The sequence below is a fragment of the Brasilonema sp. UFV-L1 genome (assembly GCF_012912105.1).
GTDB lineage: Bacteria > Cyanobacteriota > Cyanobacteriia > Cyanobacteriales > Nostocaceae > Brasilonema.
On the sequence record NZ_QMEA01000172.1, the window covers coordinates 1 to 12,788 of the forward strand.

The 12,788-nt window shown below is 41.9% G+C and carries 14 protein-coding genes and 1 tRNA gene; 9 read left to right on the plus strand and 6 right to left on the minus strand.

The genetic code is table 11. From position 1 onward, the window contains the following. Positions 1-556: 556 nt before the first annotated feature. Positions 557-826, plus strand: coding sequence for a DUF370 domain-containing protein (locus DP117_RS30310; RefSeq protein WP_169221908.1), 270 nt, complete (start codon positions 557-559; stop codon positions 824-826). Between the two features lie 164 nt (positions 827-990). Further along, positions 991-1,590, plus strand: coding sequence for a guanylate kinase (gene gmk, locus DP117_RS30315; RefSeq protein WP_169221909.1), 600 nt, complete (start codon positions 991-993; stop codon positions 1,588-1,590). 553 nt (positions 1,591-2,143) lie between these two features. Here the strand turns inward: gmk and DP117_RS30320 are convergent. Genes DP117_RS30320 through DP117_RS30330 form a run of 3 tightly spaced genes read right to left on the minus strand, consistent with a single transcriptional unit; the run spans position 2,144 to position 3,377 of the window. Beyond that, entirely contained in the window at positions 2,144-2,659 is a 516-nt protein-coding gene (locus tag DP117_RS30320) for a photosystem I reaction center subunit XI (protein ID WP_169221910.1), read from the minus strand. Positions 2,660-2,706: 47 nt separating this feature from the next. Beyond that, positions 2,707-2,841: a photosystem I reaction center subunit IX gene (gene psaJ, locus DP117_RS30325; RefSeq protein WP_169221911.1), complete on the minus strand. Its 135-nt coding sequence runs from the start codon at positions 2,839-2,841 to the stop codon at positions 2,707-2,709. A 38-nt stretch (positions 2,842-2,879) separates the two neighbouring features. Further along, entirely contained in the window at positions 2,880-3,377 is a 498-nt protein-coding gene (locus tag DP117_RS30330; RefSeq protein WP_169221912.1) for a Photosystem I reaction center subunit III, read from the minus strand. A gap of 175 nt (positions 3,378-3,552) precedes the next feature. On the opposite strand from DP117_RS30330, the gene tsaD reads away from it, so the two are divergent. Next, the gene (gene tsaD / locus DP117_RS30335) at positions 3,553-4,605 is read left to right on the plus strand and encodes a tRNA (adenosine(37)-N6)-threonylcarbamoyltransferase complex transferase subunit TsaD (protein ID WP_169221913.1); all 1,053 of its coding nucleotides are present in this window, start codon (positions 3,553-3,555) and stop codon (positions 4,603-4,605) included. Between the two features lie 33 nt (positions 4,606-4,638). Here the strand turns inward: tsaD and DP117_RS30340 are convergent, their stop codons facing one another. Continuing rightward, positions 4,639-5,568 carry an alpha/beta hydrolase gene (locus DP117_RS30340; RefSeq protein ID WP_169221914.1) on the minus strand — a complete coding sequence of 310 codons (930 nt, stop codon included), beginning with the start codon at positions 5,566-5,568 and terminating at the stop codon, positions 4,639-4,641. A 381-nt stretch (positions 5,569-5,949) separates the two neighbouring features. Between DP117_RS30340 and DP117_RS30345 the strand changes: the two genes are divergently transcribed. The 6 genes from DP117_RS30345 (at position 5,950) to DP117_RS30370 (ending at position 11,813) form a co-directional block, all read left to right on the plus strand. Next, entirely contained in the window at positions 5,950-6,501 is a 552-nt protein-coding gene (locus DP117_RS30345; protein WP_169221915.1) for a GNAT family N-acetyltransferase, read from the plus strand. Between the two features lie 286 nt (positions 6,502-6,787). After that, a tRNA-Pro gene (locus tag DP117_RS30350) sits at positions 6,788-6,861 on the plus strand. A 923-nt stretch (positions 6,862-7,784) separates the two neighbouring features. Then, positions 7,785-8,633: a Tic22 family protein gene (locus tag DP117_RS30355; protein WP_169221916.1), complete on the plus strand. Its 849-nt coding sequence runs from the start codon at positions 7,785-7,787 to the stop codon at positions 8,631-8,633. Between the two features lie 34 nt (positions 8,634-8,667). Then, complete coding sequence (prmC, locus tag DP117_RS30360) at positions 8,668-9,579, plus strand: peptide chain release factor N(5)-glutamine methyltransferase (RefSeq protein WP_169221917.1); 912 nt, start codon at positions 8,668-8,670, stop codon at positions 9,577-9,579. Between the two features lie 127 nt (positions 9,580-9,706). Beyond that, a complete protein-coding gene (locus tag DP117_RS30365) occupies positions 9,707-10,336 on the plus strand; it encodes an L-threonylcarbamoyladenylate synthase (protein WP_169221918.1) in 630 nt (209 codons plus the stop codon). 544 nt (positions 10,337-10,880) lie between these two features. After that, the gene (locus DP117_RS30370) at positions 10,881-11,813 is read left to right on the plus strand and encodes a HAMP domain-containing sensor histidine kinase (protein ID WP_169221919.1); all 933 of its coding nucleotides are present in this window, start codon (positions 10,881-10,883) and stop codon (positions 11,811-11,813) included. Here DP117_RS30370 and DP117_RS30375 read toward each other — a convergent pair. Next, entirely contained in the window at positions 11,764-12,237 is a 474-nt protein-coding gene (locus tag DP117_RS30375) for a GNAT family N-acetyltransferase (RefSeq protein WP_169221920.1), read from the minus strand. The two genes, DP117_RS30370 and DP117_RS30375, sit on opposite strands and share 50 nt — an antisense overlap. A 106-nt stretch (positions 12,238-12,343) precedes the next feature. Next, the gene (locus DP117_RS30380; protein WP_169221921.1) at positions 12,344-12,757 is read right to left on the minus strand and encodes a hypothetical protein; all 414 of its coding nucleotides are present in this window, start codon (positions 12,755-12,757) and stop codon (positions 12,344-12,346) included. Positions 12,758-12,788: the final 31 nt, after the last annotated feature.

Consider the following 12,788-nt stretch of genomic DNA (forward strand, 5'->3'; position numbering starts at 1 on the left):
CCTGAAGGCATCATCAATAAAGTGAAAGAACTTATTGGCTAATTGCATTATCCCCGTTTGTACAAATAATGCGTCGTGTTTCCTCCGTTTGGCTTTCGCCTGCGGGGGATTTCTGTAAGTTATGGTAGTTTTCAATAAGAATTATCAGTAAGATTTGGAATGAGAAATTAAATATTTGAGAACTCGACTGGAAAGCTGACTAAGACTGTCGTTCGGCAATTGTAGTGTAAAAAAACCTGAGTTCGACCTAAACCCCTAACAGGTGCTCTTTGCATCCGTTAAGGATAATTTTCGGGCACCGAAAGCAGTAGTCAAACTGTCGTCGAAATTGCTAGCAATAGATGCATAGCAGTTCATAAGCCTAATTTGTCTTAGTGAGCCTATGTCTGAAGATATATTTTTAGTATCCTTGACTCAGAAATAGCGAAAAAAAGCATTCATTACTTAAAAACGAAGACAGACGTGGGTTTAAGCGTTGTAACTCCTGTTTTTTGTGGATAACATGGAGAATAGTTCTTTAAAAGCTTCTTTCACCGCGTTTAGCGTCAGTTTTTTTATGGACATTCAGTTAATCAACATCGGCTTTGGCAACATTGTGTCTGCCAACCGAGTAGTTGCCATTGTCAGTCCAGAGTCTGCCCCGATTAAGCGGATCATCACTGATGCGCGCGATCGCGGTCAACTGATCGACGCAACTTACGGTCGCCGTACTAGGGCTGTTATTGTCACTGATTCCAGTCACGTTATTCTTTCAGCGATTCAGCCGGAAACGGTAGCGAATCGCTTTGTGATCACCCGCGATCACCATCAAGCCGTAGATAATTAAGTTAAAGGTAAATCTATAATCCCACGCTTATTTGCGCCATACCAGCAGTACCATGTGAATTAAACTGGTTTTATGTCACCCAGGCTACAAAACTTCGTTAGTTAGGAGTTATCCTACTCATGACTAATGGATAGTATCTACTGATTAATTCACAAGTTAAGCGGATGATGCAACTTATAACCACTAAAAGTGGTGGTATTACCAAAGAATGCCCTCCTGTGGGCAAGCTGATTATCTTGACTGGTCCCAGTGGAGTTGGCAAGGGCACTTTAATGCGATCGCTCTTACAGCGTCATCCCCAACTGCATTATTCTGTATCCGTGACGACTCGTTCTCCTCGTCCAGGGGAAATCAACGGCAAAGATTATTATTTCGTCAGCCGTAGGGAGGTTGAACAATTGGTAGCTGCTGGCGAATTACTGGAGTGGGCAGAATTCGCCGGTAACTATTACGGAACTCCTAAAGAAGCCGTCATGAACCAAATTCGCTCTGGCAAGAAGGTGATACTGGAAATTGAGCTAAAAGGAGCACGACAAATTCGTGCTTCTTATCCTAACGCCCTCAGCATTTTCATTTTGCCACCTTCTATGAGTGAATTGGAGAAACGGATACGTAGTCGCGCACAGGATTCAGATGAGGCGATCGCCCGTCGTCTACGTCATGCTCAAGAAGAAATAAGTGCTGCTGATGAGTTTGATATTCGAATCGTTAATGACGATTTTGAAAGTGCTCTTCATGCCATAGAAGCAGCTGTACTCAGTTAACACTCCTTGGGAAAACAGCCAAGATAGTTTCGCCTCAAGGCACTGACTATCGTAGTAGCAGAGTGTCATAGCAGTGTGTACTCTAGGACAGTATTTCTACTCACAGACTGATGCCAATTGTCTCCACTGTGTAGGTTAGGCGACGATCTAGCCTACTTTTTTTTTCACAAGCTTGGTCATAGTTGAGAGACTACTTTTGCTACAATTTTTACACTCAAGCAAAATTCACACTGTTTGGACTAACTATATCCATTTTACCATTTGACAAGAATAAAACCTTTGGACAACTTTCCTGTTGAGGATAAAGCAACTAGTAAAGGACGCCAAGAAAGAGTTCTGTAAACCTTTTCTTTGCGTCCTTTATGTTTTATAACCTGTCTTCAGCCCAAGAACTCATCATTTAGAACTTATGACCAAATAAAGGTAAGTAGTCATGAGCGATAAAAGATGAAAGACTTAACACGTCACTTCATGCTTTATCTACCGTTGTTTGCGAGAAGCTAAACTTCACGCCTCTATGGGAATCTACACACTTCATCCTGCAGATGACTTCTTAGCCAAACAGACCTTGAATGAGGGTGAGATTACCAACTAACAAGTACGCGACGATTGCACCACCAATCCCACCGATTAAGAAAGCACTGGCAAAGCCATTCCAACCTTCACTAGATTTAAAAGCATCTGGAGGATTGGGTGTAGTGACAGTGACGTTTGGTTGAGGGGGATTGCTACCAGCATACAAAGATATAGCCCCAGTCAAAAGAATAATCAAGCCTAGGGTAGCTAATAATCCAGCTAAGTTAGCATTCGGTGTATCGCGCAGGGGACCCAGTTTGGAGAAAGGACCAAAAATCCAATAACCATGAGCCATACCAACTTCTAACCCTCTTCTGAAGGGAGTTAGTCCTGGGCGATAGGCAGGCAAGTTACTGATGAACCACTTGGTTAAGGGAGAAGAATTAACAGGTGTTTCCAAGTTGCCCCGTTGTGGATCACGCCATTCGGGAAAAACAACTTCGCGATTTCTAGGATCGCTGGGAAGATTTTTCGATGCATCTACTGCTTGCATATGTTCTGTGTGCCTCTCAATAAAGTCTTGGCAGTTTTCTGTGTAATTTACGGCAGAGGATGGAAAAGTAGGTCAGGGAAAAAGCGATTAAATTCAATCAAAATGCCAGCAGTGATAAACAACCATATGGTCGTTATCACTGGTGCTGTCGAAAGAAACTTGACAAAGTAATTGTCCGGCATGAATTTATCTCCAAAATGTGTGAATGATCTATCTTGAGTTAACGTGGCGAAATGGGGATTTCTTCATCCTTGGCTGTTAGTTGACCAGACAGTAGTTGTTGCACTGCTGCTGCGGGCCAAGCAAAACCAGACGCCATAATTGGAAGCGCTAGGGCAACATCAATCTGAATTTCTTTTTGCTCAACATCGCCTCCTTGTTTTTTAATTGTCTGTAAATAGGTGCGACCTACCCAGCCAATCCAACCAGCAATGTAAAGGAAAAGAATGCTAGGAATCAGAAAGTCACCAGCGCGATCTAGGCGACCATCGACTATAAGATGAGGTAAACCTTCTGGTCCGCACAGCGCTTGAGAATAACGCTCAAACCGCTTTTTACCAGATTCGGGGTCAGCTGTTGTGTTCAGGGCAGATGCTGCTCTCTCCTGAAAGGCAGGAGATTCGCTACATGGTACAAGATCTGCCCCAAGTGCCAAAGCTTGTGGGGCAAAGTTGAACGAAACACAAATCGCTAGAATCAGAGCAAACAAGCAACGCATGGAATTGTTTCCTTTTATTACGAAACAAAAAGTTATTTGTACAAAACGAAGCGGCTTGTACAATCTTGATTTGTAGAACTAGGATGTCATGATACTCTTGCCCGTGAACCGAGTAAAGTTGAAGTAAATAAAAGTTAAAGCTTCTCAAACAAGTCGTTATTGGCAAAATTCTTCAATGGCAACCGTTTTAGCAATAGAAACTAGCTGTGATGAAACAGCTGTGGCAATCGTTAATAATCGTAAAGTTTGTAGTAGCATTGTTGCCTCACAAATTCCAGTCCATCAGCAGTATGGTGGAGTGGTGCCAGAAGTCGCATCCCGTCAGCATCTAGAAACGATAAATGGGGCGATCGCGATCGCCCTAGAACAAGCAGAAATAGATTGGAATAAAATTGATGGTATTGCAGCGACTTGTGCTCCTGGATTGGTTGGGGCGCTGTTAGTTGGGTTAACTGCTGCCAAAACTTTAGCAATGGTACATCACAAGCCATTTTTAGGAGTTCATCACCTTGAAGGTCACATTTATGCGACTTATTTGAGCGAGCCTACCTTAGAGCCTCCTTTTCTAAGCTTACTCGTTTCTGGTGGTCATACAAGCTTGATTTGTGTCAAAGATTGTGGTGATTATGAGACCTTGGGAGAAACTCGTGATGATGCAGCGGGTGAAGCGTTTGATAAAGTGGCGCGTCTGTTGTGTTTGGGATATCCTGGTGGACCAGCGATCGACAAGCTTGCCAAGCAAGGAAATCCTCAAGCGTTTATCTTACCAGAAGGTAAAATTTCTCTACCCGATGGCGGATATCATCGGTATGATGCAAGTTTTAGTGGGTTAAAAACAGCAGTGCTAAGGTTAGTACAGCAGTTTGAGAAAGATGGACAGTCTTTGCCAACAGCAGATGTGGCGGCTAGTTTTCAGGAAACAGTAGCGCGTTCCCTTACCAAAAGGGTAATAACTTGTGCTTTAGACTATGGTTTTTCCACCATTGCGATTGGTGGAGGGGTAGCAGCTAACAGTGGTTTGAGACAACATTTACAAAAAGCAGCACAAACTCATAACCTACGAGTGCTATTCCCCCCGCTAAAATTTTGTACCGATAATGCTGCTATGATTGGTTGTGCTGCGGCTGACCATCTCAATAGAGGTCATACCTCACCTCTGACTCTCGGCGTTCACTCTAGGTTAGCACTGACTCAAGTTATGGATTTGTATCAACTTGTGACGCACTAGCCTAGAGTCAAAAGTTTGAAGTCTTGTTAATATTTAACAATTGACAACTGACGATTGACTCTTGACGAGAGAGCGAATGTGAGTCGCAACTGCATTCGGCTGTTCCAACATTGCTAAGTGTCCGCAATCAGGAATTTCAATTACGTTTTCACCACAATAGCAAAAAAGAGGGTGAAAGCTCGCTAAATGACGGACATACTTAGGTTCCATAACCTTGTCTTCCGCACCCGCTAGGAAATAAATAGGTTGTTTGAGTTGGGCGACCAGTTGGGGCAAACAGTTAATTTCTTCTTCTGTTGTAGAATCTAGCAATGCTCCTAAAGCAGCTTCTGGATCTGCAACAACAAAATCAATGACTCGTTGCCGTGCCCAATTACGATCAAGAGGGCGTGCTACACTTGCTCTAGTAAACAGTAAATCAATTAAAGGCAGTTGGCTGAGCCATTTAGGCCGCACTTGTAAAAACCGCTGACCAGCTGAACGAAACTGCTCAAAGGCTTCTTTGAGATAAATTCCACCACCTGAGTTGATACAAATCACTCCTTTGACACATTCAAGCATGAGCGAGGCACCCCACAGAGCGATCGTACCTCCCAAAGAGTGACCAATCAACCAAGCACTCTTAACGTTTAGTTGTTGCAAAAGAGCTACTAGATCTTGAGTATAGGCCAACGGAGTATAAGGAGAATCAAAGGGATTAACAACTGCACGACTAGATTTAGTAGTTAGGTTGAAAGAAGTTTGTTCTCGACTCAAATCAGTTTTTAATCTAAACTGAGACTCTCCAAAACCTCTTAAATCATAAGAGAGACACTGAAAATCGTCTGACAACCGAGAAATCACAGGTTGCCAGTATCCACGGCTATTGAGCCATCCGTGGATAAAAACTAGGGTGTGGGGGTAGGAAGTAGGAGCTGTGAGCTCGTATGCGTGTGGAACGCCCAAGATTTCGATGGTTGCCATATTTCTATCGTACCCCGTTCAGGAAGGGAGTTGGGGAAGTCAGAAGATTAGGAAGTAGGGAAAAGATAAAGTACTCATTTATGGCACTTATTGTTTCACTCCCTCCACTTCCATAACTCTGCCATACTCTCTTATCATTCCCAATAGCCCATGTTCTACTCCTTGCGTTGGTACAAGGGTAATACCACCATTATTTAATGCTAAAGTTGAAAGAGATTAGTGTGAAATACACATTCGCTGACTACTGTCATCGGAAAATTCTGCCAACACACAAAAAAACTGTACGTGTAGGGGAATACAATGTGGGTGGTTTAGTGACAGGTGAATCAGCACTTTTCTTAGTAAAGACCAATTCATGTATACTACCCGAACCGCGTTGGCATGGGTTTTTGGAAAACTTGGTTTAGTACATCAGAACCTACCTCAACAAGTAGGACAACACCCTTAGAAGAGTACACCGCTGAAACTGTAGGTAACTCAGCCTCTCATGGTGTTGGCGAAGTTCATCAGCAGGAAACTCGTATAGTTTTCAGTACAGAGCGAGATATCGACCTGTATGAACTAGAGGAACTATGCGATTCAGTCGGTTGGTCGCGTCGTCCTTTGCGAAAAGTGAAGAAAGCGATTGAGCATAGTTTTCTTGTAGCCTCTATGTGGCAGGTGCGAGGAAACAAAAGGCGACTTATTGGTTTTGCCCGTGCGACCTCGGATCATGCCTTCAATGCCACAATTTGGGATGTGGTCGTTCATCCAGACTTTCAAGGAAAAGGACTGGGTAAAGCACTGATGAAATATGTACTCAAAAAGCTCAGGAGTGAAGAAATTAGCAATGTTACTCTTTTTGCTGACCCCCATGTTGTAGATTTTTACCGAAGTTTGGGTTTCATGTCGGATCCAGAAGGCATTAAAGGTATGTTTTGGTACCCTCATTAATTTCTAAGTCATCATATATGCTTAAGTATTAGTATGCTGTTAGAATCTACGAAGAAAGTGCTCTCAAGACCTGTGTGTCTTGTATGATTGTTGTAGTCTAAAATTTTAGAGAAAGATTGCTGTCATTACTCTTGCGTAGACAAATAAAATGTTTGCAAGATACAACAAAGCGTGATATACTTGGATTCAAGAATTTAATAGTGTGTACAACTTACCTAAACATAAATTCTTCAATTTCCTAAAAGGAAAGCAGCTAGGTGAAAACTAGGTTAAATGATATATTGATCGGGATGTAGCGCAGCTTGGTAGCGCGCCTGCTTTGGGAGCAGGATGCCGCAGGTTCAAATCCTGTCATCCCGATATAATTACAAAAAGCAATAAACCCTAGATTTACTATTGAATCTAGGGTTTTTTACATACTAACGCTAGTGACCCGACTGCGACGTAAAAAAGATTGCCGTGATTTGTACCAGTTCCCCTTGCTTCCTTGTAATTACGCGTACCCGACTATTTCCTTCACCAGACGCTGCGCGAACGACAACAGATATGTGTGTTGAGCCGAAATTTTTCGGGGACAATTTGTCATCAAAGCTGACATCAGTCGTATACTCACAGAAGTACCTGCGAACAGACAATCATTGCGAACGCTACGGGCTTACACTTCCTAAGGATACAAGCAAAAGGCGTGCCGTAGGCACAAAGCGCTGGCTCCTTCGGACTCAGAACTACTGATGACAAAAGTATACATAAATAAATTTAGTTTTTGTTTGGAGATTCTATCAAAAAATTAAATCAAAAACTCAAAAATTGACTGTACTGCTATTATTTGTTTGATTTGTAAGAGGATGTACACTAAAATTGCATATTTTCCCGGTAGCAGTCATTCTGTTGCTTTGCTATTTATTATTTTTTATTAGGCAAAATTATTTCTGAGCATGAAATTTTCGGAGAAGAGCAGAAATATGTAAAATCTGTAAAGATTGAGACATTTTGCGGCAGCTGTAGAAGGAACGATTTCATATTTCTTGTCGTCAACTACAGCTGAAAAAGCCAATAGAATAGCGTATAACACCCGTTACTGAAGAGTTTACTTTTCGCCACTCTTGTTAAGATACAGCAAGCATCTACAATTCAAGTGTAATTCTTAATTAGGCGAAATTAAAACTACGAAAAACAGCACAGTCAATTACTAAAGAAGGTACCATATCTAAGATTAGTTGGTACTGTGCTAATCCAACATATTGTCAAACTTGATTTCAGATGTATTGATGCGAGGAGAAGTTATGAATCTATTAGTTCGCTGGGGCACAACATTGAGTTTAGTTGGGAGTACTTTGATGGCAACGGTTTTAAGCCCAAATGCTCCAGTACTCGCATTGACAGAACAACAAATTCAAGAAAAATTAAACCCAGTACCAGTATTTTTGATTACTAATAATCAGGGTGTACCTCTGACTCGTAGTGTGACTAATAATGCCCAAAATGCCCAAAATGCCCAAAAGAAACAAGCTACAGTAACAGACGTTTTTATGAATGGGCAAGAAGCTCAAGCTTTTATTAACGAACTGCGGACTGTCAAAGGTAAAGATCCAAAAATGGCAGATATGTTAAAAAGCTTACAAGTAACGCCTGTACCTTTGGGGATGATTTATCAAAAACTTCGAGAAAATGCGAATAAACCAGATAGCCTAGTGTTTGCTTTTAACCCCGGAAGGCAAGACTTAGAAGGAGCAGTCACATTACTGCGCCAAAGCGGTAAAGAAGTTAAGCAGTTCCCAAGTGTGCCTGTTTTTATTGTTAGATCTCGAGAAAAGGGTTATGTATCTGTCAAACGAAAAACTGATAACAAGGAAGTGATTCCTCTGTTCTTGAGTCAAAAAGATGCCCAAGGTTTATTGAATCAGGTAAAGCAACAAGTTCCTAAGGCTGATATTCAAGTCGTAGACATGGACGGAGTCATTAAAACTTTGCGAGAAAAAAATGATAATTGGCTTAGCCAAGTCGCGATCGTACCATCTGCTGAGAGTATGGAGTATGTCAATAGCAAACGAAATAACGCACCCAAGCCCGGTAATGCTCCCAATCAAAGCCCTTCAGCCAAACCCGCAGCACCAGCTGCTCCTAAAAAGTAAGAAATTTCACAAAATTATGCCTTAGGATAGAGGCATGGCGGATAAGAAGTCATCAGTGACTGGTTTCCAACTTTGGCAGTGGCGTAATGTGGCAATTGAAGCTGCGATCGCCACTGGTATTTTACCTACTGAAGTTGATTGGTTACTACAAGAAGTCGCTGGGTTAGACCGCTTGGCGTTGCGTTTGGAATTATTTAAAAACCAAGAGCAGATTCCTTTGAAGTTATCTTTAGAGGATTTAGACAAACTGTGGCAACAGCGATTAAATGAACACTTGCCAGTACAATATGTTGCAGGAGAAACTGTTTGGCGAAAGTATAAAATCGCTGTATCAAAGGCAGTTTTGATTCCCAGACCAGAAACAGAGTACTTGATAGATTTAGCTGTCAGTGCAAGTCAAAGTGTTGTCACACCGCCTTTAGAGCAAGGACACTGGGCTGATTTAGGAACTGGTAGTGGGGCGATCGCCATTGGATTAGCAGATGTTTTCACGACAGCAATCGTTCATGCTGTTGACTACAGTCATGAAGCGCTGGTTGTTGCAATGAGAAACGCCCAAAATTTAGGTTTTGGGGAGCGCATTCAATTTTATCAAGGTTCTTGGTGGGAACCTTTGGCATCGCTCAAAGGTCAGTTCAGTGGAATGGTATCTAACCCGCCCTACATACCCACGAATATCATACCTACTCTACAGCTTGAAGTCGTTAACCATGAACCACACCTCGCTTTAGATGGTGGTAGTGATGGTTTAGATTGCATCCGCCATTTGGTAGAAATTTCTCCTATCTATTTACAACCAGGTGGGATTTGGCTCATTGAAATGATGCTAGGACAGGCAGAGGCTGTGCGAGAAATGTTGCAAAATCAAGGAAGCTATTGTAACATTCAGATTCATAAAGATTTAGCTGGCATTGAACGCTTTGCTCTAGCCTATAAAAAAGGCTAAAAACGGCTAACATAACCAAAGAACTCAGAACTCAGAACTCAGAACAATGAACAGTTAATTGATAACTGGTAACTCGTCAGAGATCACTAAATTCTGAGTTCTGAATTCTACATTCTGGATTTTATTCATGCAAGTTTCCTTAGACAGCTTGGTTTCTGGCGTACGTGCTGGTGAATTAGTGAGCTTTCCTACAGATACTGTTCCTGCATTAGCAGCTTTACCAGAACGAGCAGCCTTCATTTACACAGCTAAGCAGCGTAGTCGAGAGAAACCTTTAATATTAATGGCAGCGAGTGCTGAAGAAATTTGGCCTTTCGTCAATGGTAGTGACGATGAATATAAAGTTTGGCGAACAATTGCAAAGAAATATTGGCCAGGTTCACTGACTTTGGTGTTGCCTGCTTCAGATAGGGTACCACAAACGATGATTCCCATTTCTCACGGTGATTGTCAGCCTCAAAAGGATAAGCCGACTCTTGAGAAGACAATTGGAATTCGAGTCCCTAATTGTAGAATTGCCCTGACTATTTTAGCGCAAACAGGTCCTCTTGCAACAACCAGCGCCAATTTATCAGGTCAACCTCCCTTACAAACAATGGCAGAAATTTCGGCACAGTTTCCCAACGTTTTGACTCTGGCGGCGACGGAATTTAAAGACCAAATGCATACAGATGGTATTCCTTCGACTGTTGTGAAATGGACTGGAAAAAATTGGCAAATTTTACGACAAGGTGCTACGAAGATAGATATTTCCTAACTCTGGAGGTGAAAGAATGGCTAACCTGATTTCTACACAGGGGATTCTTAGCAGCCGGATAAACTCGCTGAATCTTTACAAATTCGCTTGACTTAATAATAGTAAAATTACTTACTGTTCGGCTATAAAAACAAAGACTATCTACGCGGGCTTTAAAAAACACCAAAAACCTACATAGGTATACAGTTTGAGACGAATTCCTCAAACCCTTGTGGTGAAAACTTGATTGCTCTGTGTAAGTATATTTGCTATGGAACTTCAGCTTCAAAGACGCCATAACCTGATTTTCAACAAAAATCAGGTTATGGCTGGTAAGCTTTTATGCTTTCCCCCATGTTTTGTAAGCTTGGTTTGTCGGATGCTCCTCATCAACTCAGTATTGAGAATAAGGAACAATATTGCAGTATTCCGTACGATGAATTTTCACCTGTAGCTAGCTAGAAATTCAGTCTTGGAGCACTTTGTTGGAAATTGGTGAAAACAGCACTCCGGAACTTTGTTTTGTGCCTTTGTGGTTAACTAAAATAGTCATTATTGCCAAATTATGAATTGGAGCAACTGGATATATCTGGGAGCAGGAGTCGCGATTGGGTTAGGTGTTTGTAGCTTATTGACACGGCGAGAGGAGTCTTCTAGCTCATCCACACTCTCATCAGTGGATGAACAACAAACTATGCCAATACTCCTGCAACAGATGAAGCAAACGCAGCTCGCTTACTATATGGCACGGGAAATCAGCCAGTTTAAGGCTGGATTTTTGGCGCGAACAACTCATGTTTTGCGATCGCCCTTAAATGGTCTGATTGGTTTGCATCAGTTAATATTATCTAACTTATGTGAAAGCCCAGAAGAAGAACGAGAATTTATAGCTCAAGCTCATGAACGAGCACTGAAGCTACTCAAGCTCATCGATGAAATTCTCACTGTTGCCAGAATTGAACATGGTACAAACAAATTAACTATTCAGCCATTAAAACTAGCCGAACTTTTGCAGGAAGTGTACAATTTAACTTATATGTTGGCGGAAAATCGTAATTTTCCCTTTCTCGTTTCACCGCCAGATCCAGAAATATATGTACTCGCAGATCCTTACTGGTTGCAACAAGTCCTAATTAATTTGGTAGAAACTTCCATTGCTCAAATGGAAGAAGGCAGTATCTACATTTGTGCGAAAGTTGGGCACACAAGTGACAAGGTTCATATTTGGTTGGATGTACCAACTCATGCAGTTTCCTTAAGTGAACCCATAGATTGCATGACTCTCAAAGACAAGCAGCTTGAAGGTGACGAAAAAAACAATATTCTCTCGTCAGGGATGAAACTCCTACTCAATCAAACTCTTTTGGAAGTCATGGCGGGAAAGTTGGAAATAGTTCCCTCTCCCACCAGTCAGGAACAAGCAGATGATGTCACCAGACTACAAATCTCTATCCCCCTAGTGATTCCTGAAGCTGAATTTCACTCGCCAGAGAATTAAAGTGCGGTTGGTTATGTAGAGCCATTGTGGTGGTGGAATTATGTTGGAAACCAATTCTTTCGTAGAATCGCTGCTTATGAGTAGTCATTAAATACACACGCTCAACACGGTTCATGCGCGGATGGCTCAAAACAGTTTCCACCAACTTACTTCCCAATCCAACACCACGGTATTCTGGATGAATGGCAACATCCCAAATAGTAGCGCGATAAATTCCATCAGAAGTTGCTCTGGCAAAGCCAATGAGTCGTTCTCCATCCCAAACAGTGATCACAGGTTCACTGTTGGCAATGGCTATGCCTAAATCTTCGATGCTACGATCTTTTGCCCAGAAAGCAGAAATATTAAATAGCTGCTGGATCTGGTAAAGGTCGATTTCAGACTTGCGATCGCTAAATCGAATCTGATTGTGACTAGAGTTCATGGATTTTACTGAATTGCTGGAGTACATTCGCTATCTTTTAACCGATTTTGTAAAATAGCGGTAGAGTTGTATCAATTGTAAGCTTAAAAAAAGTTAATACTCTAATTCAACTACAAACCCATTTCCATAAAGGATGACTTGCCCCTTGCTGACGTATCTGAAAAAGCTGCTGTTCTAGGCGCTGTTTTTCCTGCTGTGATAGTCCGAATAGAATATTCCGACTTTGCCAAATCAGAACAGCAAGGAGCATACCGAGACAAAAAGATAAACCAAGAGTAGCCAAGGGATGATAGTACAGCCCGTATCGCACAGCTACCCAAGTAAAGTATTGTCGCCACAAAGTGATTTCTGAACGTAAATCCCATGCACAAATAGGCGCAATTGTCAACCATAAAAAACCAACCAATAACCATCTGCTGTACACTTGTAGCTGGTACAGCTTTTGTACTTGTTTGGCAAAAGACGGATCACTCTCGTCTGTGTACCAACTCGTTTTTGGTGGTTCTTCTGATTTCGCCATAGATAAATGGGAGGTGGGGAGGTGGGGAGGT

What these genes read in the sequence shown, in the direction of transcription:
- DP117_RS30310 (WP_169221908.1), top strand. Translation starts at nt 557, where the DNA reads ATGGACATTCAGTTAATCAACATCGGCTTTGGCAACATTGTGTCTGCC.
- gmk (WP_169221909.1), top strand. Translation starts at nt 991, where the DNA reads ATGATGCAACTTATAACCACTAAAAGTGGTGGTATTACCAAAGAATGC.
- DP117_RS30320 (WP_169221910.1), bottom strand. Translation starts at nt 2,659, where the DNA reads ATGCAAGCAGTAGATGCATCGAAAAATCTTCCCAGCGATCCTAGAAAT.
- psaJ (WP_169221911.1), bottom strand. Translation starts at nt 2,841, where the DNA reads ATGCCGGACAATTACTTTGTCAAGTTTCTTTCGACAGCACCAGTGATA.
- DP117_RS30330 (WP_169221912.1), bottom strand. Translation starts at nt 3,377, where the DNA reads ATGCGTTGCTTGTTTGCTCTGATTCTAGCGATTTGTGTTTCGTTCAAC.
- tsaD (WP_169221913.1), top strand. Translation starts at nt 3,553, where the DNA reads ATGGCAACCGTTTTAGCAATAGAAACTAGCTGTGATGAAACAGCTGTG.
- DP117_RS30340 (WP_169221914.1), bottom strand. Translation starts at nt 5,568, where the DNA reads ATGGCAACCATCGAAATCTTGGGCGTTCCACACGCATACGAGCTCACA.
- DP117_RS30345 (WP_169221915.1), top strand. Translation starts at nt 5,950, where the DNA reads ATGGGTTTTTGGAAAACTTGGTTTAGTACATCAGAACCTACCTCAACA.
- DP117_RS30355 (WP_169221916.1), top strand. Translation starts at nt 7,785, where the DNA reads ATGAATCTATTAGTTCGCTGGGGCACAACATTGAGTTTAGTTGGGAGT.
- prmC (WP_169221917.1), top strand. Translation starts at nt 8,668, where the DNA reads ATGGCGGATAAGAAGTCATCAGTGACTGGTTTCCAACTTTGGCAGTGG.
- DP117_RS30365 (WP_169221918.1), top strand. Translation starts at nt 9,707, where the DNA reads ATGCAAGTTTCCTTAGACAGCTTGGTTTCTGGCGTACGTGCTGGTGAA.
- DP117_RS30370 (WP_169221919.1), top strand. Translation starts at nt 10,881, where the DNA reads ATGAATTGGAGCAACTGGATATATCTGGGAGCAGGAGTCGCGATTGGG.
- DP117_RS30375 (WP_169221920.1), bottom strand. Translation starts at nt 12,237, where the DNA reads ATGAACTCTAGTCACAATCAGATTCGATTTAGCGATCGCAAGTCTGAA.
- DP117_RS30380 (WP_169221921.1), bottom strand. Translation starts at nt 12,757, where the DNA reads ATGGCGAAATCAGAAGAACCACCAAAAACGAGTTGGTACACAGACGAG.